Source organism: Indolivaga macrotermitis (assembly GCF_900128985.1).
In the GTDB taxonomy this organism is placed as follows: Bacteria; Bacteroidota; Bacteroidia; order Bacteroidales; family Dysgonomonadaceae; genus Dysgonomonas_A; species Dysgonomonas_A macrotermitis.
In genome coordinates, this window is the sequence record NZ_FQUC01000008.1 from 53,968 (window position 1) to 78,945 (window position 24,978).

Sequence of the window (24,978 nt, forward strand, 5' to 3'; positions counted from 1 at the left end):
GTAATCTCCTTGCGAATTAGCCTTTAAAAACTTTTTCCATTGAAACACCTCTGTTTTGAGCAACAGTATAAGCATCTCTTAACTCACCTAAAGCTTCGATAGTAGCCTTCACTAAGTTGTGAGGGTTAGACGAACCTTTAGACTTAGCAAGTACGTCAGTTACACCAACACTTTCAAGCACGGCACGCATCGCACCACCCGCTTTAACCCCTGTACCGGGAGCAGCTGGTTTGATAAGAACTTCCGAACCTCCAAATCTTGCAACTTGTTCGTGAGGGATAGTACCTTTCAATACCGGAACCTTGATTAAGTTTTTCTTTGCAGCTTCAACTCCTTTAGCAATGGCTGTTGTTACTTCACCGGCTTTACCTAAGCCCCAACCAACAATGCCATCTTCGTTTCCTACAACTACGATAGCAGCGAAACTGAATGTACGACCACCCTTTGTTACTTTTGTAACGCGATTGATAGCCACCAATCTGTCCTTCAATTCAATATCGTTGGTCGATTTTACTTTATTATTAACTCCTGCCATTTCTATTAAAATTTAAGACCACCATTACGGGCAGCGTCTGCTAATTCTTTAATTCTACCGTGATATAAATAACCGTTACGGTCAAATACTACAGATGTAACACCGGCTTCCTGAGCAGCTTTAGCTACTAATTCACCTACTTTTGCAGCAATTTCTTTCTTTGGAGCTTTTTCACTTAATTTAAGAGAAGAAGCAGAAGCCAAAGTTTTACCACTCAAATCGTCGATTACCTGAGCGTAAATTTGCTTGTTACTTCTGAATACGGTCAAACGAGGACGGTCAGCAGTACCATGTACTTTGCTGCGTACGCCTAATTTTATCTTATTTCTTCTATCTGTCTTCGTTGTCATGATTTATTACAGTTTATTCAAATTATTTACCTGCTGATTTACCTGACTTACGACGTATCACTTCACCTACGAAACGAATACCTTTACCTTTATAAGGCTCTGGTTTACGGAACGAACGAATTTTAGCACATACTAGTCCGATAAGTTCTTTATCGCAAGATTCTAAAATGATCAATGGGTTCTTGTTTCTTTCAGACTTAGTTTCGATCTTTATTTCTGTTGGCAGCAACATGTGAATGTTGTGTGTAAAGCCTACTGAAAGATCCAACTGCTGACCTGCATTAGAAGCACGGTAACCAACACCTACAAGTTCTAACTCTTTGCGGTATCCTTCCGAAACACCGATTACCATATTATTGATCAAAGATCTGTAAAGACCATGCAACGCACGATGTTCTTTGTCATCACTCGGACGTGTAATTGTTACAACTCCGGCATCAACTGTTACCTTGATGTCAGCATTTACACTCTGAGTCAATTCTCCTTTAGCACCTTTTACAGTTACTAAATTGTTTTTATCCACAGTTACGGTTACTCCCGCAGGGATAGTTATAGGTAGTTTTCCAATTCTTGACATAGTATACCTCCCTCTTTATTAATAAACGTAACATAAAATTTCTCCACCGACTTTCAGGTCGCGAGCTTCTTTGTCAGTCATAACGCCTTTAGAGGTAGACAATACAGCAACACCAAGACCATTCAATACTCTTGGCATATCTTTGTACCCTGTATACTTACGAAGACCTGGAGTTGAAATACGAATTAATTTCTTAATTGCATTTACTTTATTAACCGGGTCATACTTCAAGGCAATTTTAATTGAACCTTGAGGACCTTCTTCTACAAACTTATAATTAAGAATGTAGCCTTTTTCAAAAAGAATCTTAGTGATTTCTTTTTTCAAATTTGACGCAGGTATCTCTACCACTCTGTGTTTAGCCATGATCGCATTACGAACACGCGTCAAATAATCTGCTATTGGATCTGTCATTATTAAATTGATTTAAATTAATCCCGCATTCCGGGACAATATTTAACTCTAAAAAATTTTAATCTAAAATTACCAGCTTGCTTTTTTCACACCTGGTATCAAGCCTTTAGAAGCCATTTCTCTGAACTGAATACGAGATATTCCAAATTGGCGGATATAACCTTTTGGACGTCCTGTCATACTGCAACGGTTGTGCAGACGGATAGGTGTCGAATTCTTTGGCAGAGCCTGAAGACCTTCATAATCTCCATCAGCTTTCAACTGTGCACGCTTAGCTGCATATTTAGCAACAAGTTTTGCACGTTTCACCTCACGGGCTTTCATTGATTCTTTTGCCATCTTATACTAATTCTTTTTTTGCGTTCTTAAATGGTAGTCCAAACTCTTTCAATAGAGCATAACCTTCTTCATCTGTTTTCGCAGAAGTTACAAAGGTAATATTCATTCCCAGAATTTTATTGATCGAATCAATATTAATTTCAGGGAAAATGATTTGCTCCTGGATACCTAGTGTATAATTACCACGGCCATCCAACTTGCTTTCGATACCTTTAAAGTCACGGATACGAGGAAGAGCCACTTTTACAAGTCTTTCCAAGAATTCGTACATACGGTCTCCACGTAATGTCACCATTACACCGATAGGCATTTTCTTACGCAATTTGAAGTTCGAAATATCTTTCTTCGAAACAGTTGCTACCGCTTTTTGACCGGTAATAATCGCCATTTCGTTAAGAGCTGTTTCAATAATTTTTTTGTCAGCCACAGCGATACCCAAACCTTGATTGATCACAATCTTTTTAAGAACAGGCACCTGCATTGGCGACTTATAGCCGAATTCCTTCATCAAAGAAGCTACAATACGGTCTTTATATTCTGACTTAAGAGTTGTTGTATTGCTCATTATTTAATCACCTCCCCTGATTTTTTAGAAATACGTACTAATTTTCCATCCACTTTTTTACGGCCTACACGTGTTGGTTTGCCAGTTTTTGGATCTACGACATTCAAGTTAGAAATATGAATAGGAGCTTCTACTTGTTCTCTACCTCCTTGAGGATTTTTAGCATTAGGCTTTGCATGTTTTGTCACCATATTCAGACCTTCAACAATAGCACGTTGCTTGTCTACTATGACTTTCACAACACGGCCAGTCTTTCCTTTGTCTGTTCCGGCATTAACAAAAACAATATCGCCTTTCTTTATATGTAACTTACTCATTACCGTTTCTGGATTAATTTGATTAAAGTACCTCTGGTGCTAATGAAACGATTTTCATGTTTGTTGCACGAAGTTCACGAGCAACCGGTCCGAAGATGCGGCTTCCTCTGATTTCTCCACCAGCATTCAATAACACACATGCATTATCGTCGAAACGGATATATGATCCGTCAGCTCTACGTACTTCTTTTTTAGTACGTACTATTATAGCTTTAGTTACAGCACCTTTCTTAACATCACTTGAAGGGATCACATTCTTGATAGCAACTACTATAATATCTCCAACAGATGCATAGCGTCTTCTTGTGCCACCTAATACACGGATACAAAGAGCTTCTCTGGCTCCGCTGTTATCGGTTACGACTAGTCTTGATTCTTGTTGTATCATAATTATTTAGCCCTTTCAATTATTTCTATTAATCTCCATCTTTTCAGTTTGCTCAAAGGACGAGTTTCCATGATTCTTACAGTATCACCAATGTTGCACTCGTTTTTTTCGTCGTGAGCATGATATTTCTTCGTTTTATTAACGAATTTTCCATAAATAGGGTGTTTCTCTTTCCATTTTACAGCAACAGTGATAGTTTTTTCCATCTTATTACTGAAAACGACCCCGATTCTTTCTTTTCTTAAATTTCTAGTTTCCATCAGCTCTTATTACTTATTATTTAATTCTCTTTGGCGCAACACTGTCAAAATACGAGCGATATCACGACGCTTTCCTTTTATCTGAACAGGATTATCCAATGGAGTTACACTGTGGTTCAAAACTAACTGATCTAGTGCCGCTCTTTCGGTCACTAATTTGTCTGCTAAATCCTTATCGGACAATTCTCTTACTTCTGCAATTTTCATCGTGCTTAAGAATTTTGAGTTAAATCATAGTCTCTACGTACTACAAACTTAGTAGTAACAGGCAGTTTCTGAGCAGCCAAGCGCAATGCTTCTTTTGCTACTTCGAAAGACACACCTTCGATTTCGAATAACATTCTTCCGGGAGTAACAGGTGCCACGAATCCTTCTGGCGAACCTTTACCTTTACCCATACGCACTTCAGCAGGTTTCTTTGTAATAGGTTTATCCGGGAAGATTCTCACCCATACTTGTCCCTGACGTTGCATGTAACGAGTCACAGCAATACGAGCCGCTTCGATCTGACGTCCGGTGATCCATTTAGAGTCAAGGGTCTTGATTCCGAATGAACCGAAAGCCAATTGGTTGCCACGTTGAGCATTACCCTTCATGCGACCTTTTTGCTGTCTTCTAAATTTTGTTTTCTTCGGTTGTAACATCTTTTTTCAAATGTTTAATTCTTATTTTCTCTTTCCTTTCTTGAAACCTCTTCCAGCATCCGATGATCTGCGGTTATCTCCACCTCCTCTGTTTTGAGATGAATTTTCTTTAGATGCTACGAATGAAGGAGCAAGGTCTTTCTTACCGTAAACTTCTCCACGGCAAATCCATACTTTGATACCGAGCAAACCTACTTTAGTCAAAGCTTCAGCATGTGCATAGTCAATATCTGCACGGAATGTATGCAATGGTGTACGTCCTTCTTTGTACATTTCAGAACGTGCCATTTCAGCACCGTTCAAACGTCCAGAGATTTGGATCTTGATACCTTCTGCACCCATTCTCATAGTTGAAGCAATAGCCATTTTAACGGCACGGCGGTAAGCAATTTTACCTTCTAACTGACGTGCAATGTTGTTAGCTACGATAACCGCATCTAACTCTGGCTTTTTGATTTCAAATATATTGATCTGAATATCTTTATCTGTAATTTTCTTTAACTCTTCTTTTAGCTTGTCTACTTCCTGTCCGCCTTTACCGATAATAATTCCGGGGCGTGCAGTACATACAGTAATAGTTACAAGTTTCAAAGTTCTTTCGATTACTATGCGAGATACACTAGCTTTGGCCAGGCGGGCATTTAAGTATTTACGGATTTTGCTGTCTTCTAAAAGAGTATCACCGTAATTTTTACCGCCATACCAGTTTGAATCCCATCCTCTGATTATACCTAAACGATTTGCTATCGGATTGATTTTTTGTCCCATCTGGCTGAATTAATTTTGTTTATTATTAAGTGTATCTACTTCGATAGTCACATGGTTCGAACGTTTACGAATTCTGTAACCTCTACCTTGTGGAGCCGGACGCATTCTTTTTAGCATAGCACCACCATCTACATATATCGAAGACACATAAAGTTCTCCGCTCTCAGCTTTACGCTCATTTTTAGCTTCCCAGTTAGCAATAGCCGAAAGCAACAGTTTTTCAACTCTTGCTGCAGCTTCTTTATTTGAGAATTTCAAAACGCCAAGAGCTCTGAACGCTTCCATACCTCTTACCATATCGGCTACCAAGCGCATTTTGCGAGGTGAAGTAGGAACGTTATTCAACTTAGCTAAAGAAACTGCTTGTTTTGCTTCTTTTCTAGCGTCAGCTGCTATTCTTTTTCTCTTACCCATTTTATATTAATGTTTCTTTTTTTGAATAAATTTTGGCTTTGCTCAGATTACTTTTTCTTGTTACCACCGTGTCCACGGAAAGTACGAGTTAAAGCAAATTCACCTAGTTTGTGACCTACCATATTTTCTGTTACATATACAGGAATAAATTTATTTCCGTTATGTACAGCGATGGTATGTCCTACAAAGTCAGGAGAAATCATCGAAGCCCTTGCCCATGTTTTAACTACAGCTTTTTTGCCTGACTCATTCATGGTCAAAACTTTTTTCTCAAGCTTCACATTAATATACGGGCCTTTTTTTAACGAACGACTCATAATCTTTTAAATTAAATCAGGTTACTTCTTTCTTCTTTCAATAATGTACTTAGAAGAATGTTTCTTAGGAGCTCTTGTTTTAAGACCCTTAGTGTACAATCCATTACGTGATCTAGGATGTCCTCCCGAAGCACGTCCTTCACCACCACCCATTGGGTGATCGACTGGGTTCATTACCACAGCACGTGTGCGTGGACGACGACCAAGCCATCTAGAGCGTCCTGCTTTACCTGATCTTTCAAGTGCATGATCCGAATTACCAACACTTCCTACTGTAGCTTTACAAGCTAAAAGTACTTTACGTGTTTCACCCGAAGGCATTTTAAGGATTGCATAGATTCCTTCACGCGATGTCAACTGTGCATAAGCACCTGCCGAGCGAGCCATTTTAGCTCCTTGACCTGGACGTAATTCGATATTATGAACAACTGTACCGATAGGAACGTTTGCCAACGGCAATGCATTTCCTACCTCAGGCGCTGCATCAGCACCTGACATCACTGTCTGACCTACCTGCAAACCTGTTGGTGAGATAATGTAGGCTTTAGCTCCGTCTGCATAATAAAGCAATGCGATACGAGCCGAACGGTTCGGATCGTATTCGATTGATTGTACAGTAGCAGGAACTCCGTCTTTTGTTCTCTTGAAATCGATTACTCTCAGTTTTCTTTTGTGACCACCACCAACATTACGGACTGTCATTTTTCCGGTGTTGTTACGGCCACCTGAAGCACTTTTACCGACTACAAGAGATTTCTCTGGTACACGCGCAGTGATTTCTTCAAATGTACCAATAACTTTGTGTCTTTGCCCCGGTGTTGTGGGCTTTAATTTACGTACTGCCATTTTTGTATTTAGATATTACTAAAAAAGTCTATAACTTCACCTTCTTTCAAGGTAATAATTGCTTTCTTATAAGCAGAAGTTCTACCATTTACTACACCGGCTTTTGTAAAACGGCTTTTACGTTTTCCTGGGTAGTTAATAGTATTTACGCTTTCCACTTTCACTCCGTAAACTTGCTCTATAGCTGCTTTGATCTGAGCTTTATTTGCATCAGGAGTTACACGAAAACCATAGCGGTTAGGAAATTTATCCGAGATCGCTGTTTGTTTTTCTGTCAATATAGGTTTAATCAAAATTCCCATTTTTACCTCCTTATGCTTTTAAAAGTTTATCAATTACCGCAACCGAAGATTCTGCCAACACAAGACTTGAGCAATTCAAGATTGTATAAGCATTTATTTCAGAAGCAGTTACAACTTTAACTCGTTGCAAATTACGAGCCGACAAATATACGTTTTTATTTTGATCAGACAAAACTAAAACTACCTTTTTATCAGTCACTTGCAGATTGTTAGCTAAAGCCACGAAATCTTTAGTTTTTGGAGCTTCGAAGTTAAAATCTTCTACTACGATAATCTGGTTTTCTTTCGCTTTATAAGAAAGAGCCGATTTACGAGCAAGAACTTTTACTTTTTTATTCAATTTGAAGCTGTAGTCTCTTGGTTTAGGGCCAAAAACACGAGCACCACCAACCAAAATAGGAGAGTTAATATCACCACGACGGGCTCCACCACCACCTTTTTGACGGATTAGTTTACGTGTACTACCTGACAATTCACTTCTTTCTTTAGACTTATGAGTACCTTGACGTTGGTTAGCCAAGTACTGTTTTACATCTAACCAAAGAACGTGATCGTTAGGCTCGATTCCATAGATCGCATCGTCTAACGATACTTTCTTTCCGGTATCTTTACCGCTTATATTTAATACACTAAGTTCCATTATTTTTCAATTAATACGATTGAACCTTTGCTTCCCGGAACAGAACCTTTTACTAACAAAAGATTGTGTTCAGCGATCACTTTAATAATTTGTAAGTTTTGTACGGTAACACGTACATTACCCATTTGTCCACCCATTCTTGTTCCTTTGAATACCTTAGCTGGGTAAGAACAAGCACCGATAGAACCCGGAGCACGCAAACGGTTATGTTGTCCTAAGGTAGCTTGTCCAACCCCACCGAAACCGTGACGTTTTACAACCCCTTGGAAACCTTTACCTTTTGAAGTACCTACAACATCTATAAATCCGTTTTCTTCAAACAAATCTACATTTAGCACATCACCTGGTTTGCAACCTTCAAATCCTTTGAACTCAGCCAAGTGTCTCTTAGCTGTTACTCCTGCTTTTTTGAAGTGACCAGCCAAAGGTTTAGTTGTGTGTTTGTCTTTTTGATCGACAAAACCCAACTGAACAGCTTCGTAACCGTCTGTTTCAGCAGTTTTAACTTGAGTAACAACACAAGGACCCACTTCGATAACAGTGCATGGAAGATTTTTTCCCTCGGCACTGAAAACGGATGTCATTCCGATTTTTTTTCCTAATAATCCTGGCATTTCTTTAATTAATTTACTGGTTTATCAAACTTTAATTTCTACTTCTACCCCACTTGGTAATTCTAGCTTCATCAAAGCATCTACAGTTTTTGCTGTCGAGCTATAGATATCGATCAGTCTTTTATAAGAAGACAATTCGAATTGCTCACGTGACTTTTTATTAACGAAAGTCGAACGGTTTACGGTGAAGATACGTTTGTGTGTTGGCAACGGAATTGGTCCGCTTACTACAGCACCTGTAGCTTTCACTGTTTTAACGATTTTTTCAGCAGATTTATCCACCAAGTTGTAATCGTAAGATTTCAGTTTGATTCTAATTTTTTGACTCATAATGGTCTTTTAATTAATAAAATTGATTTATATAATGATGCAAACTGCGATTAAGAGTCATTTACTAATCACAGTCTGCATACATTTCATTATTTAATAAGATCTACACGACCTTGGCATTCTGTCAACACTTGTTTAGCAATTGAAGCAGAAAGCTGTGCGAAGTGATCGAATTCCATTGTAGAAGATGCGCGACCCGATGTAATAGTACGCAGGTCTGTTACATAACCGAACATTTCAGCCAAAGGAACTTTTGCTTTTACGATACGTGCTCCTGAACGGCTAGATTCCATTCCTTCTACTTGTCCACGACGTTTATTCAAGTCTCCGATTACATCCCCCATGTTTTCTTCAGGAGTTACAACTTCAACTTTCATGATGGGCTCTAGAAGAACTGGGCCTGCTTTTTCGCAAGCACTCTTAAATGCCAATCTCGCACAAAGCTCATATGACAACTGGTCTGAATCGACTGGGTGATAAGAACCGTCAATAAGAACGACTTTCAACTTATCCAATGCATATCCGGCTAATACACCGTTAGCCATTGCCGAAGCAAAACCTTTCTGAACAGAAGGGATAAATTCTTTAGGAATATTACCACCTTTCACTTCATCTACAAATTGAAGTGTTCCTTCGAAATCCGGATCAGCAGGACCCACTTTTACAATGATATCAGCAAACTTACCGCGACCTCCGGATTGTTTCTTATAAACTTCACGAAGTTCGACAGTCTGAGTAATTGCCTCTTTATATGAAACCTGTGGACGACCTTGGTTACACTCAACTTTAAACTCACGTTGAAGACGAGTGATAAGTACATCCAAGTGAAGCTCACCCATACCTTCGATAATAGTCTGACCTGTTTCCTCATCGGTATGTACACGGAACGTTGGATCTTCTTCAGCCAATTTAGCTAAAGCTGTTGCCAACTTATCCACATCTTTTTGAGTTTTAGGCTCAATAGAGATTCCGATAACCGGATCAGGGAAGTCCATTGCTTCAAGAACAATCGGATTATTTTCGTCACAAAGTGTATCACCTGTACGGATATCTTTAAATCCTACTCCGGCACCAATATCACCACATCCGATAAGGTCTTTCGGATTTTGTTTATTAGAGTGCATTTGGAATAGACGAGAGATACGCTCTTTCTTTCCCGAACGAGAATTGTACACATAAGATCCTGCCTGAATTTCACCCGAGTAAACACGGAAGAAACACAAACGACCTACGAATGGGTCTGTAGCGATCTTAAATGCCAATGCACTGAAAGGCTCATCGGGACTTGGGTGACGTACAACTTTTTTCTCCGGATCTTCGGGATCGTATCCTTCGATAGCAGGAGTATCAAGTGGGCTTGGCAAGTAAGCACAAACCGCATTCAATAGAGGTTGAACACCTTTATTTTTAAATGACGAACCACAAAGCATAGGAGTAATCTGCATTGACAGAGTTCCTTTACGGATAGCGGTTCTGATTTCGTCTTCTGTGATAGTAGATGGATCATCAAAGAATTTTTCCATCAATACATCGTCGCATTCAGCTACAGCTTCCAACATTTTATCTCTCCATTCCTGAGCTTCATCAAGAAGTTCTGCGGGAATTTCTTCGATACTATAGTCAGCACCCATAGTTTCGTCATGCCAGTAAAGAGCTTTCATCATAACCAAGTCAACGATACCTCTGAATGTTTCTTCAGCACCTACCGGGATTTGGATAGGACAAGGATTAGCACCTAGCATTTCGCGAACCTGACGTACAACTTCGTAATAATTTGCACCCGAACGGTCCATTTTATTCACATAACAAATACGAGGCACTTCGTATTTGTCAGCCTGACGCCAAACTGTTTCTGATTGAGGCTCAACACCTGCTACAGAGTCAAAAGTTGCAATTGTTCCATCCAACACACGTAGTGAACGCTCTACTTCTACAGTAAAGTCAACGTGCCCCGGAGTATCAATCAAGTTTATTTTAAACGTCTCATTATCGTACTTCCATTGAGTAGTGGTAGCAGCAGATGTGATAGTGATACCACGTTCCTGCTCCTGATCCATCCAGTCCATAGTGGCTGTACCATCGTGAGTTTCTCCAATTTTATGAGTTAAGCCTGTATAAAAAAGAATACGTTCTGATGTAGTTGTTTTACCTGCATCAATATGGGCCATGATCCCGATATTTCTGGTATTCCTTAAGCTATCTGCACTTTTTGCCATTGTTTATATCTTGTTCTTTCTTGATTAAAATCTGAAGTGAGCAAATGCACGGTTAGCTTCTGCCATTCTATGCATATCTTCTTTACGTTTGTATGCTCCACCTTGACTATTGAATGCATCAACAATTTCGGCAGCCAATTTGTCAGCCATTGTTTTTCCACCTCTTTTACGAGCGTAAAGGATTAGGTTTTTCATACAGATAGACTCTTTGCGGTCAGGACGAATTTCAGTTGGTACTTGAAATGTTGCACCACCTACACGGCGAGACTTCACTTCTACCTGAGGAGTTACATTCTCCAAAGCAGCTTTCCATATTTCAAGAGAGCTTTTTTCTTCGTTAGGAAGTTTATTTTTTACTACTTCTAACGCTGTATAGAAAATTGTGTATGAAGTACTTTTTTTACCATCATACATCAAGTGGTTTACGAATTTCGTAACTTTTACATCACCGAAAACAGGATCTGGAAGCACCTGTCTTTTCTTTGGTTTTGCTTTTCTCATTGTTTGTTAAAAATTTTGTTCTTGTTTTTGGTTGCCATTTTCCCGTCTTCAACAGTTCCGCCGAACCATTTACTCAACCTATAGTAGCTTACCCAATAAACTTAAAAACACTTTAATACTTGAATTAATTAAAAATGTCGGTTATCGGAATGAAGATTTATTTCTTCTTTCCTCCCTTAGCTGGTGCTGCTGGTGCTGCTTTTCCTGCTTTAGGACGTTTAGCTCCGTACTTTGAACGTCTTTGAGTACGGCCGTTTACACCGGCAGTATCCAATGTTCCGCGAACGATGTGATAACGTACCCCCGGAAGGTCTTTAACACGACCACCTCTAACAAGTACAATTGAGTGCTCTTGCAAATTGTGTCCTTCTCCGGGAATATAAGCATTTACCTCTTTTGAGTTTGTTAAACGTACACGTGCTACTTTACGCATCGCTGAGTTTGGTTTTTTAGGAGTGGTTGTATACACACGCACACAAACACCTCTTCTCTGAGGGCAAGAATCCAGAGCTGGAGACTTACTCTTTTCAACCAAAACAGCCCGTCCTTTTCTTACTAGTTGTTGAATTGTAGGCATTTTTTTAATTTTTAGAACTTAAAAAATTCAATTTATTATTTGGTTAAACTACTACGACATACGACAATAATTAACAGCCAAACACATGAATCCCAAAGAGATACACATGAAGACTGCTCATTAAAGAGTAAATCGAGGTGCAAAAATACAATAAATCAATGAGATATACAACGCCTCACATTCAAAAACTTAAGAAAAAAAACACAGAAACCCGGTTTTCAGTTTCCGATTACAAAAAACGGAGTAGAAATATTCTACCCCGCTTCATAAATCCTCTACTGCCATCTTAGTTTCGGACAGCTCTTCTTTGCCGATGGAAAAGAAACAATAAATAGCACACTACAAAAGCGATCAAAGGCAGTTCGAAGCTTCCGACAGGTGCACCTACAGCTCCCAATTCCGGATTTCCCCAACCATCATTAGGATTGTAGCCTCCATTTGTTCCATCAGCTAAAGTTGGACTATTGGAGGCAATCAGGTTAACTGCTATATTTTCATTGTAATATACCTCCGACGGAAGCATCTGGTTTCCGCCCACATTAACATCTGATCCTTCATTTTGGGCATATGAAGAGCCTGTACATACAAAAAGTATGCATAAAACTTCTACTATAATCTTCATAAATATTACTTATTTAGGAGGCATCAACTTCCCCTCTTTGATATTGTGTCATCATATTGTTACTTTAAATGTATTTTCGCCGTCGGCTGTAGTCACGGTTATCAGATAAGCTCCTTTAAACTGATAAGTATCAAACTCAGCATATGTATTGTTGACTTCGGGTAAATATTTAATCAGTTGTCCCGATACGTTGTATACTCTGACAGACCGTATCATTTGCCCTGATGATTCTATCTCAACTTTACCAGGGGCTTTTCGCACGGAAAAGACACCTCCGGCAGCGAGATGCTCATCAGAAATTCCAGACACCGGCTTTTTACTCAATCTTAAGAAAAAGCGGTCTTCGAGGTTTCCGGACACCGTCTTTTCGAATGAAACAGAAGATACCTTCCGTAGATCATATTCTTTTTTCAACTGTCGATCTTCAAGCACCACTTCGGTATAAGCATCAACAGTCTCGATACCCGATATTTTAATTGTACCGCTTCCGGTTTTCGCAGTTCTTACACCAACAGATACAGTTTGTGTTTCGGCTGTACTACCGATAACATTAATATCAGAAGCAACTTCATCATCCGAAAAAGTATATATCTCGGGAGTCTGATCCCCTGGTGCAAATAGCTTCTTAATATCCTCTCCGACCTTATAATTCAGAGATGCAGACTGATGCAATGCAACTATTGACCGGGAACTGACCCCGGCAAAATCAAGAGTTAGGTTAATAACATTCGACATACCTTCGGATGTTGCGCGAAGCGCTGTTGAAGAAGATACTCCCCCGGTAGAAATATTCGCAGGCTTAAAAGACACTGATTCTGCCCCGGGTTTTGTTTCGATAAAAAAGGACTGCATCGGCGAAACAAACTGTCCTGTAACCGAAGTAGATGTATCGGTTGTTAATCCCGATAATCCACCCCAGGCCTCACTTACACCTCCTAGTATATATGAATAGAATTTGACACCGTCCCAAATGCGATAATATCCATAGACCTTATCGGCATTATCAGCCAGAAACTTATTAAAGTCAAGATAAGACATAAACGGGTTTCCTATTATATTGGTAGCACCAGGGATTACAGGCACAGTAATGCTTCCGTTCGAATAAGACTCTTCGAATGCAAATCTATACCGATTATCCTTTTGATCCGCTGACAGATTCGCATAGTTCGCCACCCATACAAGACTATCAGGAACAGCGGTCTGTACTCCACGCGCTAAAGACTCGGAAGGGTAAAGCCATTCTCCTGTTGATGCGTCATGATAGCTATAAGACACATCACTTCCGTTCGGCAAAAGACGAGGAAAACGATACGGAGTACCTGCGGGAAAGTTCGCATCCGCATAATCATAACCCGGTTCTTTTCCGTTGACCCATAGGGCAAAACCTTTCCCTGCATCGACTTCTTCTTCGAGGTCAGCGAATGGAATCGAAAAATTACCTACCGAATAACCTCTCCGTCCATCCGGGTTCAGATTCGTTTTCACATCGAAATACATCATAAATATTTTGGGAGACATCGCATCCGTCCATGTCATATCGCCATGGTAATCCGCCGAATACATATAACGTAAGGGGGCTGCCAGCATATACCACCTATTACGGTTAAGTAAAAGTTCGACAAATGCTTTTCGATACAATAATCGCTGAACCTGACCGACAGCTGCCCCGCTCTTGAATACTATGTCCCTGCAGGCATCTGCATCTACTAAAGTCGGATAAATATTAGACACTGAAGGAAGCGTCACATCTGTGCACCAGATAGGATATCCTCCTCCGGTTGTTGTCTGCCAGTTAGCCGGATCCGACCACGAATCATTTACAGCAACTGCTTTCCATGTCGCCGAAGATGGATGGACGGTTACCGTTACCGTTCTCATAACAGTCCCTACTCCATCCATTATCGAATAAACCAACTCCCCGGATAAGCTTTCGGTAAACATCGCATGATAAGCTTCATCGAAAGTCGCTTTTTTAACATCACCCAGATATACCGAATAAGCAGGCCCCGGTAGCAAGTCGCTACCGGATATAGTTATATGGACCGGACATTGCGTACATGTTGCATCCGCTATCGCCGCTTTGACAGAAGGCGGAGATGTAACCGTTATACGAACAATTGCCTGATCTTCACCTGCATTGGATTCCGAGATAATATACGTTATATCCGGCATTTGCTGCGGCAGGGACAAACCCGGAACAGACTTGAACACCAGACTTCCTGTTTGACTAATAGACACTACTCCGGCCAAAACTCCATCTTTAAATATCTGGGCAGAGCTCCCCGATGGATATTTCGTCCCATTCACCGTAAAGCTGACTACTGTTAAAGCAGCCCCCTGAACGCTGGGAGAATCATTTGTCAGAATATTAGCAGTAAGTTCCTGATCGGCACGTATCGCATAATAATCATCGACAGCTACCGGACGAGGAGTATCAATACACGTACCCCGTTTCACAAGAGTTATCACATTCGAATACATAGGACAAGCCGATGTAGCAGATGTATATATCGCAAGCCGGTAATCGCCCGGTTCTGTTGTTGTAAACGTGCCCTTGGTCTGTCCTGAAATATCAACAAATACACTATTAACCTTCTTCTGCCACTTGTATAAATAGCCGGTGGTAAAACTACCTACAACCGATCCCGACAAGGTGAACTCAGCTTTACACGACGTGTCTGTAGATGTAATATCCGCTTTTATCTGAGGTATAATAGCTTTCATACTCAGGTTATCGAGTACCAGGTCATTCCCGCCCCCACCTTTCACATTGTTACGGAAAGCAACATACACCGCAGATTCGGACCCCACATTACATGGAGCTATATAGTCGAAATAAGTAGTACCCCATGTAGCTACAGTAGTCAGGTCGATAGTCCGCTTAGGCGTGGCTGTAGTTAATACGGACTGACTACTTTCTATAACAAAAGCTACAGAAGGAGCAATCTCACTAAGGTTGTTCAACCTGGCCAGATCGACACTCATCCGATATACCTGTCCTGACACTACCGGCACTTTTTGCTGATAAAATATCTTGCTCGGATCCATATCCGCATTCACAACCATAAAATAGTTCGTAGGTGACGCCGTATTGGTTTCGTATCTGTCATACATCGTCACCGCCCAGTTATTACTGTTAACGACCGGCAAATTGAGCATCCCTTTTGTAGTAGTGGCTATTACATAGTAACCATCGGTTGGGGCATGAGAGACCAGCTCTCCACTACTTTTGTTGTTCGATGACCGTGGTAAGTAATACGAATTAGAATTATTGTTACCCCTATATGTTTCTGATAACCCCCAGGTGTATGATGTTTGGCTCGAAGTTAAAGGAATACCGATGGTAACGGTCGGATTTGCATTTATAGTTTGTAAAGAATTATTATACCACAGTTTTGTGGCGGGCTGATAATAAGTCCCGATTAACGATGTCGAAACTTTCGGATAGATATGGCTACCTTTCTGATTATCCCCATTCTTCCCTACCGACGAGATAGTCCCAAAATCTCCGTTAACAATTATTTCAGGACCATATATCTGGGCTGAAACATTCAATATCGACAAACCTAATAACAAAGTCAATAACCCCTTTAACTTCTTTCTTTTATCTTTCAAATAATGCATAGCTTTCTCTTGGGGCAAATATATATCTGCCCTGATAATGATTGTATAAGTACATAATAGTTATATAGCATTAACATTTTCGCTTTGTTGAAAAACACATGGAAGTGTTAATCAGAATAGTTAAATACTATCCTAACAGCGCTGAAAACATTAAGCCCACCAGATGATTTTTTCAGAACTTGCTTATCTGAATAATGTGTTATGCCACGAATTATATAAGCAAATCAATTCTACTCAATTTTCTACTACAACAGGTCTTTATACATAATCTATGTTTTTCGTTCAACCTACTAATTACTTTAATTTTGACTTTCTACCTTTAATACTTTAAAAATTTGCTTCTATCCACAAGATATTTTGCAGTAATACCTGTAAAGTTTAAGATTCTTATTGTTTTGTTTAGCTTATTTTAAGAAGAAATATTAACTTTTCTTCTCAAACAAAGATCGCTCCTTTTTATCAAAATTCTAATTTATTAATCATCATTTTTAGTTAACAAGATTTCTATTAGCGAAACAAAGCGCGATAAAGTTGTTTTTTTAGAGAAAACAGCTAAAATCAGTGTCTTTTTTTAGAAAAAAAGGAGATAATAATTTCGAAAAACACTTTTAACTTATCAAAGAAGGCAAAGAGCGCACAGCCTCCCTCTGTTTAGTAAAATACGAGTGACGCTGTCTCTCCCCACTTTGTGTGATTAATGTAGAATACCGTTTTAAGGATTCGATCCATTCCTTCTGGACGCGGCAAATCTCTTCGTTTTGCGACTCGATTGTATTCATCGAATATAATCTTAACAATGCTACTTCAAATTCATTACACTCATAATGAACATAAGAACTATCGAGGCTGATATCGGAAATATAAATCTGAACATCATTCACTCCATTGTATCTTCCTGAGAGGGATGTTTCTTCCAAATCATTGACAAATGCCAACAATTCAGATTTAATTTCATCAAATTCGTCCTGAGTAAAAAGATTTAATTTATAAAAATATGAGATTTCTTTTATAAAAGAGAGAAAAACGCTATGATCCATCACTATTACGATTCTCTGTATCTGGCGCATTTCCTTTATATATAATTTGTGTATATCAAGTATTTTATCGGGAATTTCAAATTCGGAAAAAGACTTATAGTACAAAGATTTTTGAGATTGGTATATCCAACGGTAGAGCCGTAGTTTGGTTAAATTGTGATAAGGCAAAAGAGCCGGAAACGGTAAGGCATTTAATGCCATCCGGAGTACTGAATACGACGACATGCTAAGTTTCCGGAATATATTTGTATATTCGATCATCTTATGGCAATAATCTTCAATCTGAAAATCGGGATCAAAAATACGTAAATCAAAAATAGCTTCGGCCTGGCTTTCGACCCCGACAACCGAGTCCAAAGAAAATCCGAATTTACGTGAAAGAGCCGCTATTTCATCAAAAGTAAAAGCCACTTCTCCCCGGAGTCTCCGGTAAACAGCTTCTTTTCCGATACATAAAGCATCCATTAATTCATTAACTAAAATATCTCCATCTGACATTGACTTTTTAATTGTGCTGATAAGTCGTTCGTGCAGCTTGTTACTTTCTTTCATTATAGATAAAATTATCAGTTTTTATAAAACAGACAGCCCACTTTTCTCTTGACAACAGGTAACACACCCATTGTCCACTCAATAAGAATAAGTGATAAAATGAACTGACTCTGCTATGTTAAGAAGTCAAATTTTGAAGATATAAAGGTATAAATCAATTGAATGCAAAGTTCGACAAATATTTTCAAATACACAAATCTAGAAAGGAATACTAACAAGATCTTTTATTCCTGAAATTGTTCTTTATACAACGAATAGTATTTCCCTTTATCAGCTAACAGTTCGTCATGAGTTCCCTCTTCTATAATTTGCCCGTGTTCCATCACCAAGATTTTGTCTGCATTACGGACTGTCGATAACCTATGTGCTATAATAAAACTGGTACGTCCTGTCATCAGTTGATCCAATCCACGCTGAATAAGCAGTTCGCTCCGGGTATCAATATTACTGGTCGCTTCATCGAGCAACAGTATCGAAGGGTTAGCCACCGCTGCCCGGGCTATATTCAATAACTGGCGCTGCCCCTGGCTAAGGTTAGACCCATCGTTCTCGAGCAAGGTATCATATCCCTGAGGCAAACGCTTGATAAAAGAATGTGCAGCGGTTAACTTTGCTGCTTCAATTACTTCTTCGTCGGTAGCATCAAGACGACCGAAACGGATATTCTCCTTAACAGTTCCGGTAAAGAGATGGGTATCTTGCAGCACGATAGCCATTGACTCGCGCAGACTGCTTCGTTTTATATTCTGTAAAGAGATACCATCAATAGTGATATCCCCTGATTTTATATCGAAAAAACGGGGAAACATATTCAGGATGGTAGTCTTACCGGCTCCCGTCATACCAACCAAAGCTATCGTTTCACCGGGGAGGGCATGTAAAGAAACCCCTTTCAATATTAGCTTTTCGGGTCTGTAACCGAAGTAAACATCGGTCATTTTCACTTCCCCTTTAATATCGGACAGCACAATGGCATTTTCGCAATCTTCTTTTTCGGCAGGCTCATCTATCACCTGAAAAATACGCTCGGCCCCGGCTATAGCTGCCTGTATATTATTATACAAACTGGCCAACTCATTGATAGGGCGACCAAACTGGCGGGAATATTGAAGGAATGCAGCCAAACCACCTACATCGAACCCCCTGTAAATGGCGAGTAAAGCCCCGACAATAGTTATAATCACATAATTCAGCGTATTCAGGTTTTGCATCACAGGCATCATCATCCCCGAATATAGTTGCGCTTTTTCGGACTTAGTTTTCAGCTTCTGATTTAGGATTTCGAAGTCTTGCATCACCTTTTCTTCGTGCCCGAACACTTTAACCACCTTTTGTCCGCTTATCATTTCCTCAATATACCCGTTGACTTCGCCCAATGTTGCCTGCTGGGCTTTAAAGTATTTACGGCTTTGTTTAACAATAATACTTGCACTCAGAAACATCAAAGGGATAGTAATAAAAGTCACTAAAGTCAGTATAGGACTTATATAGATCATCAAGGCGAATATACCGATCAGAGTCAGTGCACTCGACAGGAGATCGGATAGGCTATCGGTCAATACATCACTTATCTTGTCCACATCATTGGTATAACGGCTCATAAGGTCGCCATGTTGATGCTCGTCAAAATACTTAACAGGTAATATTTCCATTTTCCGGAACAAGTCCATCCGGATACGGGTAACCGTGCGCTGCCCGATCTTGTTCAGCAATCGATATTGAATAAATACAGCAGCAACGCCGCTCAGGTAAACCCCGCCTAATACAACCAGCATTCCTACCAACCCTGTTATATTGCCGGGAAGGATATAGTCATTTATAATAGGGCGCAATAAATAAGAACCTGCCAGATTACACGCTATACTTATCACGATCAGTATACCTATGATAGCTAACAGATGTCTGTCACCCGACAGATACGACATCAGCCGGAAGAAAGTCTTGCGTCCTTCTTTCGGTTTTTCGGTATGTTTATAACTGTCTCCGTGAGCCATTCCTGTCTATATATCTAAAACTAAAGTTACAAAAAGGTTACATACTTATACAATACCTGTATATTTCTTGTCACCTTTCTGTATACTTTGCCACCCACGTTTATCTCTGTATATCAATAAATAAAGCCTCGTAAGGTGACAAAAGTGACACATTTTATACAATTTTATTTTCGGGTCTTCTCTACTTTAAGAAAATATAGGATCAAATACTTTGATCTCCTTTTACTATAGATAAAAAAGGTGCTTTATATTTATACTATCTACTAATACAGCGGTCGGGGTTGCTTTTCATTTTACATCAATCCAAATCGAAGAATCAAGATCCCATTCGACAAAATAAGTGCAGCTGTTATAAAGAGCACCTCTCCCTATGACTGGCTTAAATTCAATAATTGATCAATAGATTGGGATCTACATTCATGTTGGGATTTGCATCCTCTACCGACACAATACTATCAACGATATAACGGGTATATCCTCTCCAAGGTAAAGCACCAAAATATTCTTTGTAATGCAGTTTCACATTCTGGCCGGCCATATTCATCAACTTTTCGGCCAAAGCCTTGTCTTCTACCGAAAATTCAAATTCATTGGACTGTACACCTCCGGTAGCAGCGGCTTTTATTCCGGTCTGAATAAGTTTCCCTTCGTAAGTTTTAAAAACGACACCTTTATACATTACATAGTTAAGCTGTCCGGCTTTGACACTACTCGCTCCGTATGGATAATAGAAGTAAACCCAAAAGGCTCCGGCTCCCAATACGACCAAAACCAATATAATTTTGAAGATGGTCTTTTTCCATGATTTGGTTTGTGTTCCCATATTGTTTTCGAAATTTTATTTTTAGTTAAGTAACAGTAAGCACTAAATACAACATCCCAGAGCTATAACCAGTTCTTGTTATAATTGTTTTTATTTTGAATTCTAGCTTTTGTTTTGCTTCCGGGCATTCTCTTCCCTTCGGCGCTGTTCCAGTTTTTCTTTACGCTCCCTTTCGCGTTGTTTGAGTTGTTCCTTGCGTTCGTTCTCACGGCGTTTCAACTCTTCCTTACGCGCTTTTTCTTTAGCTTTCAGTTCTTGTTGACGTTCTTTACGAGCATCTTCCTTAGCTTTCAGAGCCGCGCGTTTTTCATTTTCATCTGCTTGCTTAGCAGCTTTAATTGCATCCGCAGCGGCCTTCTCTGCCGAACTTATCGAGTCCTGACGGGCTTGTTCAACTCTTTCAGCTGCTTTACGGGCAGCATCTTCTTCGGCTTTCTTCCGTTTTTCTTCTTCTTTTTGTTTTCTCTTTTCTTCTTTTTCGGCAGCCTTTTCTTCTTTTGTCAACTTAGGTTTATCCGAAGATTTAAACAGATTCTTCAAACCTTCCACCGGATTGTCTAATATATCCTGCGCTTTATTTATTAATTCGTCAGCCTTTTCGATCTGATCTTCATCGAGTATTTTATCTACACCTATCGACTGTGTATCATCTTCTTTCTTTATCACTTCCGGTTCCTTCTTAGGAGGAGTCGGAGTTATAGGCGGACGGACAATTTCCGGTTCTTCGGTCTTTTCCTCTTCAAGCGGTTTTGTTTCTTCGGGTACGGTTTCTGCAGGTGCAGCTAAAGCTTTTTCCCTTTGTTGATTCCAATACATAATCAACGGAATCATTTCTTTCGTATAATTCTCTTCAAAGAACAAGAAATATTCGTTCAATGTCTTGCCATTCAGCAATGCTATATAATTGTCGGTTGATATAGGTATAGGAATAATAGACGGATCGAGGCTATCCATCAACGAATTTTTCTCGAATGCCATATCGATATACAATATAACATCTTGGAACGACTTGAACCCGCGTACCTGTAACATCTCGAGAGAATTGGTTTCTGCAAAACTCAAGTCGAATGTCTGGTATACAAATTTCGAGAAATTGTAACTTGCAACATCATATATCAGCTGATTCTTATCTATAGAATTCGATTGGTAAAGGAATACAAGCATATACTCGGCATCGGGATTCGCCACAAAATCTATACCTTCGGCTTCTTCTCCTTCTTTCAGCGCATTACCCAGTTTAAGATCCCAGATCATACCACGCATAGGGCTAGAGTCGGGCGATAACGGACGTCCTTCCAATGCCCCTTTAAGCATTTCCGCAGCCAATTCGGTCACATCTTCTTTCGGATATTTATCGATCAGTTCGGTCAGTTCCTCTTTAAACTTTTCAGCATTATTAGTCTGGGCATAAGTCAACGCATTCAGAAACTTAAATTTCGGAATCAGTACCGACAACGGGTACTTCGTTTTCATCGAATCGTAATTAGCCTGCACCTGAGCAACATTACCCGCCAGATAAGCCTGGTAAGTCTGGTCATACAATCCGGTTTCCAGTTCGTGCATATTGCGGATATTCCATTCGTAGTTTGGATCGGACAGTGCGGCAGCATAGATACTTTCGGGGAATGATCTTAATAACATATTCCGGTAACGGGCTGTCTGCTCGTGATCACCCAAACGCAAGTTGATCAGGAACAATTGATAATAAATTTCTTCTCTGTTAGGAGACAAAATGAAACGGCGTAAGTCTGTCTCGAAAGCGTCGATCGCCAACTGGTAATCACCCAATTTTTCGTTATATATCTTACCCATATTGAAGTAAGCATCTTCAATAATCGTATTCGACTCGCTGATCGCCTGTGGCGTTAATGGAATTTGCTTCAAATAGAAGTCCGGATTGTATTTTTCGGGTAGACCATCCGGTTGGTCTGTCTTTTCTTTCTTCTCTTTTTCCTCAGCCTCTTCTTCTTTATCTTGCTGATTATCTGCCACCAAAGACACCTGTTTATCTTTCCTGCGCCAGTCATCCTCCAGTTTCCGGCCACCCCAACGCTGTTTAAAGGCTACCTTGCCACTATTGACCAATTCTTTATTATAGAAGTAAAAAGTAGAGCTTCCCACCCCTCCGGTCACAGCCGGACCTGTAGGAATATTCGGCGTATTGGGTGTGAATAAGGGATCATTGGGGTTACCTGTAAATGTCGAATTTTCGCGCGACAGTTCTTTCAATTCTTGTTCATCCGCTTTCTTCTGATCGGCAATAATTTTATAGATTACAGCCATACGTTCATCTTCAGGCATTCTGGCAAGCGCTTGCAAACTATCTTGCAAATGCACAGCTTTTACGTATACTACAAGCTCGTCCAATACCTCCGAGCGCAAAGACACTCTCGGATATTGTTCATGCTTCTTACTCAAACCGGCCAAAGCGCCCGAGTAGCAGGGCTGAGCCCTTACATAATCCCGTTGGGCAAAATAGATATCACCTAGTTGGACTTCATTTACTGCCTTATTATAACCGCCCCTAACACTTTTCTCTATTGCTTTCCGGTAGTTTTCGGCAGCTTTGAGCGTATCTCTTTGATTGAGGTATATATTCCCTATCGCAAAGTAAACCTGATCGAGATACTCTTTGTTCTTAGAATCACGGAGCATCTTATTCAGCTTATTCAAAACTTCTTTCCGGTTGACATCATCAACCAGATTGGCCTGTTGTATTTTTGCATTAAAGGTGAACAGATACGGAGTACTCATTCCCATCACTTTATCGAAAGCTTCGTATGCCTTTGCCGAATTTCCCTCCCGGGCATATAACTGCCCCAACAGATAACGCATCCTCATCCTTTGGTATCCATCAGATTCGCTTTTAATGGCTTTCTCCAGATAAGGTATAGCTTCGGTATAATCTTTCTTCCTTAACAGAAAATCGGCATATACGGCATCGTATTCCGATTGTAAACCTGAAGGGACTCCTCCGCTGATCTTTATTTTATGAAAGGTATCTTCCGCCTCGTAGAACCAACCCATTGCAATATATCCCTTAGCAATCCAGATACGGGCCTCGGTAACAACCTCAATATCGTCTTTATACAGACGGGTTACATACGAAAGCGTCGAAACCGACTGCAGGTAATCTTCATTCTGATACTCGGATTTACCTAACAACAACCATGCGTTTTTAAGAAAAGGATTAAATTCCTGCTGTTTCAGCCAGTTCTGGTATTCAACATCTTTCCTTCGTGAAGGGTCACGTTGCGGTTTGGCTTTTATGGAGTGTAGTTTAATAGCCTTTGTCGTTTTATCGACGCTTACATCGAAAGCTCCTCCGGTTTGTTCTTTCAAACCATCTTCTTCGCGCACCGGATAAATATCGAGCAAAAGAGACAAATTATCATTACGGCTCTTCATCTTCTGCTCCAGATTTTCCTTATAGGCTTCTTCGGCATTGAAATAAATATTGTACCGGGTATTGATTTCGTGGTACCAACGGGTATTACGGGTATTCTTTTTGGTCGAACACCCCGCAAACATTATTAAAGTTGCACCTGCTAATATGATATTTCTATATTTCAATCCCCAATCTTTTTTTAAGGAGCAGAATCAAGCACAAATATAATGTATTTATCTGCAAAAACTTTATATTGCCGAGACCAATACATTACATCTCCGATCATATTTTATTGTACATTAGCCATATGAAAAAACATACAATTGCAGGAACTGTTCTTTTATTTTTCACCCTCTTCTCATATTCATTTTGTGGAAGAGGCAATCATTCGCCCGAAAAATCAGCGAAAACAAATTATTCTCGACCCAAAACCGACACCCTAATTATCGGATGCGATTCTTCTATCGGGCATAATTACTATATAGCATTGATAAGTTTTGCTGAAGCAGACTCACTTTCTCCGGAAGGCAATAATACTATTTTGCAGTTTTTACAGGAAACAGATAGTAACCAGTTTAAAGTCATTTTTGAACACGGAATATACTCTCAGACAAAAACTGTTGAATTTACGGATTACAACAATGATGGCATCACCGACATTCTTGTACAACATACATCAAGTGCCAGAAGCAACTGGACATACAACCTCTTTTTAGTATCACCGAACAGAACGAAGCTTACCAAAATACACCATTTCAAAGAAATCCCTAATCCTACATATAATACAGAATATGACATAATCACAAACTACGTCCTATCGGGCGTTAACTATACCCGGTTTTACAAATTGCAAGGAGATTCTGTTTTCGATTACAATATCACGATAGAAGATATCAGATCCGAAGACAAACCCGATGATACGAGCATATACGATTCTTTATTTATAAAAGCCATCTTAAAGATTAAAGGTGAAAATAAAAAAGCACCTCAACCGAAGTAGAAGTGCTTTCTTATGAAATGAGAA

General features: G+C 39.8%; 29 protein-coding genes. 1 reads left to right on the forward strand and 28 read right to left on the reverse strand.

From position 1 onward, the window contains the following. Positions 1-16 precede the first annotated feature (16 nt). The 28 genes from rpsE to porW form a co-directional block, all read right to left on the reverse strand. Positions 17-535, reverse strand: a complete 519-nt coding sequence (gene rpsE / locus BUC12_RS11550; protein ID WP_062178235.1) for a 30S ribosomal protein S5 — start codon at positions 533-535, stop codon at positions 17-19. A gap of 5 nt (positions 536-540) precedes the next feature. Then, positions 541-885, reverse strand: coding sequence for a 50S ribosomal protein L18 (rplR, locus tag BUC12_RS11555; protein ID WP_062178232.1), 345 nt, complete (start codon positions 883-885; stop codon positions 541-543). 22 nt (positions 886-907) lie between these two features. Then, a complete protein-coding gene (rplF, locus tag BUC12_RS11560; RefSeq protein ID WP_062178229.1) occupies positions 908-1,462 on the reverse strand; it encodes a 50S ribosomal protein L6 in 555 nt (184 codons plus the stop codon). A gap of 18 nt (positions 1,463-1,480) precedes the next feature. Then, complete coding sequence (gene rpsH / locus BUC12_RS11565; protein ID WP_062178226.1) at positions 1,481-1,876, reverse strand: 30S ribosomal protein S8; 396 nt, start codon at positions 1,874-1,876, stop codon at positions 1,481-1,483. A gap of 69 nt (positions 1,877-1,945) precedes the next feature. Further along, complete coding sequence (gene rpsN, locus BUC12_RS11570; RefSeq protein WP_062178221.1) at positions 1,946-2,215, reverse strand: 30S ribosomal protein S14; 270 nt, start codon at positions 2,213-2,215, stop codon at positions 1,946-1,948. Position 2,216: 1 nt separating this feature from the next. Next, positions 2,217-2,780, reverse strand: coding sequence for a 50S ribosomal protein L5 (gene rplE / locus BUC12_RS11575; protein ID WP_062178218.1), 564 nt, complete (start codon positions 2,778-2,780; stop codon positions 2,217-2,219). Beyond that, positions 2,780-3,097, reverse strand: a complete 318-nt coding sequence (gene rplX, locus BUC12_RS11580) for a 50S ribosomal protein L24 (protein ID WP_062178215.1) — start codon at positions 3,095-3,097, stop codon at positions 2,780-2,782. Before rplX ends, rplE begins: the two co-directional genes overlap by 1 nt. Before the next feature lie 22 nt (positions 3,098-3,119). Beyond that, complete coding sequence (gene rplN / locus BUC12_RS11585; RefSeq protein WP_062178212.1) at positions 3,120-3,485, reverse strand: 50S ribosomal protein L14; 366 nt, start codon at positions 3,483-3,485, stop codon at positions 3,120-3,122. A gap of 2 nt (positions 3,486-3,487) precedes the next feature. Next, the gene (gene rpsQ, locus BUC12_RS11590; protein WP_026626978.1) at positions 3,488-3,745 is read right to left on the reverse strand and encodes a 30S ribosomal protein S17; all 258 of its coding nucleotides are present in this window, start codon (positions 3,743-3,745) and stop codon (positions 3,488-3,490) included. Positions 3,746-3,754: 9 nt separating this feature from the next. After that, positions 3,755-3,952, reverse strand: coding sequence for a 50S ribosomal protein L29 (rpmC, locus tag BUC12_RS11595; RefSeq protein WP_062178209.1), 198 nt, complete (start codon positions 3,950-3,952; stop codon positions 3,755-3,757). 5 nt (positions 3,953-3,957) lie between these two features. Then, positions 3,958-4,389, reverse strand: coding sequence for a 50S ribosomal protein L16 (rplP, locus tag BUC12_RS11600; RefSeq protein ID WP_026626976.1), 432 nt, complete (start codon positions 4,387-4,389; stop codon positions 3,958-3,960). Between the two features lie 21 nt (positions 4,390-4,410). Next, complete coding sequence (gene rpsC / locus BUC12_RS11605; protein WP_062178205.1) at positions 4,411-5,157, reverse strand: 30S ribosomal protein S3; 747 nt, start codon at positions 5,155-5,157, stop codon at positions 4,411-4,413. A gap of 9 nt (positions 5,158-5,166) precedes the next feature. Then, positions 5,167-5,571, reverse strand: coding sequence for a 50S ribosomal protein L22 (gene rplV / locus BUC12_RS11610; RefSeq protein ID WP_062178202.1), 405 nt, complete (start codon positions 5,569-5,571; stop codon positions 5,167-5,169). A 47-nt stretch (positions 5,572-5,618) separates the two neighbouring features. Continuing rightward, the gene (rpsS, locus tag BUC12_RS11615; protein WP_062178187.1) at positions 5,619-5,888 is read right to left on the reverse strand and encodes a 30S ribosomal protein S19; all 270 of its coding nucleotides are present in this window, start codon (positions 5,886-5,888) and stop codon (positions 5,619-5,621) included. 21 nt (positions 5,889-5,909) lie between these two features. Beyond that, positions 5,910-6,734: a 50S ribosomal protein L2 gene (gene rplB / locus BUC12_RS11620; RefSeq protein WP_062178184.1), complete on the reverse strand. Its 825-nt coding sequence runs from the start codon at positions 6,732-6,734 to the stop codon at positions 5,910-5,912. A gap of 8 nt (positions 6,735-6,742) precedes the next feature. Next, positions 6,743-7,036 carry a 50S ribosomal protein L23 gene (rplW, locus tag BUC12_RS11625; protein ID WP_062178181.1) on the reverse strand — a complete coding sequence of 98 codons (294 nt, stop codon included), beginning with the start codon at positions 7,034-7,036 and terminating at the stop codon, positions 6,743-6,745. Between the two features lie 10 nt (positions 7,037-7,046). Then, positions 7,047-7,676: a 50S ribosomal protein L4 gene (gene rplD / locus BUC12_RS11630; RefSeq protein WP_062178178.1), complete on the reverse strand. Its 630-nt coding sequence runs from the start codon at positions 7,674-7,676 to the stop codon at positions 7,047-7,049. Then, positions 7,676-8,290 (reverse strand): 50S ribosomal protein L3, encoded by a 615-nt coding sequence (rplC, locus tag BUC12_RS11635; protein WP_062178176.1) that lies wholly within the window; start codon positions 8,288-8,290, stop codon positions 7,676-7,678. The genes rplD and rplC overlap by 1 nt, the downstream gene beginning before the upstream one ends. Positions 8,291-8,314: 24 nt before the next feature. After that, complete coding sequence (gene rpsJ / locus BUC12_RS11640; RefSeq protein ID WP_026626968.1) at positions 8,315-8,620, reverse strand: 30S ribosomal protein S10; 306 nt, start codon at positions 8,618-8,620, stop codon at positions 8,315-8,317. Between the two features lie 89 nt (positions 8,621-8,709). Then, entirely contained in the window at positions 8,710-10,836 is a 2,127-nt protein-coding gene (gene fusA / locus BUC12_RS11645; RefSeq protein WP_062178173.1) for an elongation factor G, read from the reverse strand. A gap of 24 nt (positions 10,837-10,860) precedes the next feature. Then, positions 10,861-11,337, reverse strand: coding sequence for a 30S ribosomal protein S7 (rpsG, locus tag BUC12_RS11650; protein WP_062178169.1), 477 nt, complete (start codon positions 11,335-11,337; stop codon positions 10,861-10,863). Between the two features lie 157 nt (positions 11,338-11,494). Next, positions 11,495-11,914, reverse strand: coding sequence for a 30S ribosomal protein S12 (gene rpsL / locus BUC12_RS11655; RefSeq protein ID WP_062178166.1), 420 nt, complete (start codon positions 11,912-11,914; stop codon positions 11,495-11,497). Between the two features lie 286 nt (positions 11,915-12,200). Further along, positions 12,201-12,536, reverse strand: coding sequence for a hypothetical protein (locus BUC12_RS11660; RefSeq protein ID WP_062178165.1), 336 nt, complete (start codon positions 12,534-12,536; stop codon positions 12,201-12,203). Positions 12,537-12,587: 51 nt separating this feature from the next. Then, entirely contained in the window at positions 12,588-16,160 is a 3,573-nt protein-coding gene (locus BUC12_RS11665) for an Ig-like domain-containing protein (RefSeq protein ID WP_062178160.1), read from the reverse strand. A gap of 608 nt (positions 16,161-16,768) precedes the next feature. Further along, positions 16,769-17,749: a hypothetical protein gene (locus BUC12_RS11670; protein WP_062178156.1), complete on the reverse strand. Its 981-nt coding sequence runs from the start codon at positions 17,747-17,749 to the stop codon at positions 16,769-16,771. A 224-nt stretch (positions 17,750-17,973) separates the two neighbouring features. Beyond that, positions 17,974-19,743 carry an ABC transporter ATP-binding protein gene (locus tag BUC12_RS11675; protein ID WP_062178153.1) on the reverse strand — a complete coding sequence of 590 codons (1,770 nt, stop codon included), beginning with the start codon at positions 19,741-19,743 and terminating at the stop codon, positions 17,974-17,976. Positions 19,744-20,128: 385 nt separating this feature from the next. Beyond that, on the reverse strand, positions 20,129-20,566 hold the full coding sequence (locus tag BUC12_RS11680) for a hypothetical protein (RefSeq protein ID WP_062178150.1): 438 nt from the start codon (positions 20,564-20,566) through the stop codon (positions 20,129-20,131). A gap of 102 nt (positions 20,567-20,668) precedes the next feature. Then, positions 20,669-24,139: a type IX secretion system periplasmic lipoprotein PorW/SprE gene (gene porW, locus BUC12_RS11685; protein ID WP_139262052.1), complete on the reverse strand. Its 3,471-nt coding sequence runs from the start codon at positions 24,137-24,139 to the stop codon at positions 20,669-20,671. Between the two features lie 122 nt (positions 24,140-24,261). Here porW and BUC12_RS11690 point away from each other — a divergent pair, with 122 nt between their 5' ends. Next, positions 24,262-24,954, forward strand: a complete 693-nt coding sequence (locus BUC12_RS11690; protein WP_062178145.1) for an XAC2610-related protein — start codon at positions 24,262-24,264, stop codon at positions 24,952-24,954. Positions 24,955-24,978: the final 24 nt, after the last annotated feature.

Coding starts and splice junctions, on each gene's coding strand:
- rpsE (WP_062178235.1), bottom strand. CDS start 535: ATGGCAGGAGTTAATAATAAAGTAAAATCGACCAACGATATTGAATTG.
- rplR (WP_062178232.1), bottom strand. CDS start 885: ATGACAACGAAGACAGATAGAAGAAATAAGATAAAATTAGGCGTACGC.
- rplF (WP_062178229.1), bottom strand. CDS start 1,462: ATGTCAAGAATTGGAAAACTACCTATAACTATCCCTGCGGGAGTAACC.
- rpsH (WP_062178226.1), bottom strand. CDS start 1,876: ATGACAGATCCAATAGCAGATTATTTGACGCGTGTTCGTAATGCGATC.
- rpsN (WP_062178221.1), bottom strand. CDS start 2,215: ATGGCAAAAGAATCAATGAAAGCCCGTGAGGTGAAACGTGCAAAACTT.
- rplE (WP_062178218.1), bottom strand. CDS start 2,780: ATGAGCAATACAACAACTCTTAAGTCAGAATATAAAGACCGTATTGTA.
- rplX (WP_062178215.1), bottom strand. CDS start 3,097: ATGAGTAAGTTACATATAAAGAAAGGCGATATTGTTTTTGTTAATGCC.
- rplN (WP_062178212.1), bottom strand. CDS start 3,485: ATGATACAACAAGAATCAAGACTAGTCGTAACCGATAACAGCGGAGCC.
- rpsQ (WP_026626978.1), bottom strand. CDS start 3,745: ATGGAAACTAGAAATTTAAGAAAAGAAAGAATCGGGGTCGTTTTCAGT.
- rpmC (WP_062178209.1), bottom strand. CDS start 3,952: ATGAAAATTGCAGAAGTAAGAGAATTGTCCGATAAGGATTTAGCAGAC.
- rplP (WP_026626976.1), bottom strand. CDS start 4,389: ATGTTACAACCGAAGAAAACAAAATTTAGAAGACAGCAAAAAGGTCGC.
- rpsC (WP_062178205.1), bottom strand. CDS start 5,157: ATGGGACAAAAAATCAATCCGATAGCAAATCGTTTAGGTATAATCAGA.
- rplV (WP_062178202.1), bottom strand. CDS start 5,571: ATGGGTAAGAGAAAAAGAATAGCAGCTGACGCTAGAAAAGAAGCAAAA.
- rpsS (WP_062178187.1), bottom strand. CDS start 5,888: ATGAGTCGTTCGTTAAAAAAAGGCCCGTATATTAATGTGAAGCTTGAG.
- rplB (WP_062178184.1), bottom strand. CDS start 6,734: ATGGCAGTACGTAAATTAAAGCCCACAACACCGGGGCAAAGACACAAA.
- rplW (WP_062178181.1), bottom strand. CDS start 7,036: ATGGGAATTTTGATTAAACCTATATTGACAGAAAAACAAACAGCGATC.
- rplD (WP_062178178.1), bottom strand. CDS start 7,676: ATGGAACTTAGTGTATTAAATATAAGCGGTAAAGATACCGGAAAGAAA.
- rplC (WP_062178176.1), bottom strand. CDS start 8,290: ATGCCAGGATTATTAGGAAAAAAAATCGGAATGACATCCGTTTTCAGT.
- rpsJ (WP_026626968.1), bottom strand. CDS start 8,620: ATGAGTCAAAAAATTAGAATCAAACTGAAATCTTACGATTACAACTTG.
- fusA (WP_062178173.1), bottom strand. CDS start 10,836: ATGGCAAAAAGTGCAGATAGCTTAAGGAATACCAGAAATATCGGGATC.
- rpsG (WP_062178169.1), bottom strand. CDS start 11,337: ATGAGAAAAGCAAAACCAAAGAAAAGACAGGTGCTTCCAGATCCTGTT.
- rpsL (WP_062178166.1), bottom strand. CDS start 11,914: ATGCCTACAATTCAACAACTAGTAAGAAAAGGACGGGCTGTTTTGGTT.
- BUC12_RS11660 (WP_062178165.1), bottom strand. CDS start 12,536: ATGAAGATTATAGTAGAAGTTTTATGCATACTTTTTGTATGTACAGGC.
- BUC12_RS11665 (WP_062178160.1), bottom strand. CDS start 16,160: ATGCATTATTTGAAAGATAAAAGAAAGAAGTTAAAGGGGTTATTGACT.
- BUC12_RS11670 (WP_062178156.1), bottom strand. CDS start 17,749: ATGAAAGAAAGTAACAAGCTGCACGAACGACTTATCAGCACAATTAAA.
- BUC12_RS11675 (WP_062178153.1), bottom strand. CDS start 19,743: ATGGCTCACGGAGACAGTTATAAACATACCGAAAAACCGAAAGAAGGA.
- BUC12_RS11680 (WP_062178150.1), bottom strand. CDS start 20,566: ATGGGAACACAAACCAAATCATGGAAAAAGACCATCTTCAAAATTATA.
- BUC12_RS11690 (WP_062178145.1), top strand. CDS start 24,262: ATGAAAAAACATACAATTGCAGGAACTGTTCTTTTATTTTTCACCCTC.